2 tRNA genes are annotated in these 329 nt (G+C 48.0%); both read right to left on the bottom strand.

The window, feature by feature from the left end:
- Positions 1-84: 84 nt before the first annotated feature.
- Positions 85-160, bottom strand: a tRNA-Ala gene (locus FDX04_RS14470).
- 39 nt (positions 161-199) lie between these two features.
- Positions 200-276 (bottom strand) — tRNA-Ile (locus tag FDX04_RS14475).
- Positions 277-329: the final 53 nt, after the last annotated feature.

The raw sequence follows: 329 nt of genomic DNA on the forward strand, positions 1-329 counted from the left end.
TGATCCAGATTTTTAAAGAGCAAAACTTCGCAGTGAACCTTTTCAGGTACACTCTGAAGTTTTCTTGGGTTGTTGCAGTAAAGATGGTGGAGCTATGCGGGATCGAACCGCAGACCTCCTGCGTGCAAAGCAGGCGCTCTCCCAGCTGAGCTATAGCCCCATCGTAGTTAAAACCTCTTCAAATTCACCAGGATGAATTTGGTAGGCCTGAGTGGACTTGAACCACCGACCTCACCCTTATCAGGGGTGCGCTCTAACCACCTGAGCTACAAGCCTGCAGAGATTTTCTTACTGCTAATTTTCATCAGACAATCTGTGTGAGCACTGCA

Origin of the sequence: Citrobacter sp. wls615, assembly GCF_005281355.1 — a bacterium.
Classification (GTDB): Bacteria; Pseudomonadota; Gammaproteobacteria; order Enterobacterales; family Enterobacteriaceae; genus Citrobacter; species Citrobacter werkmanii.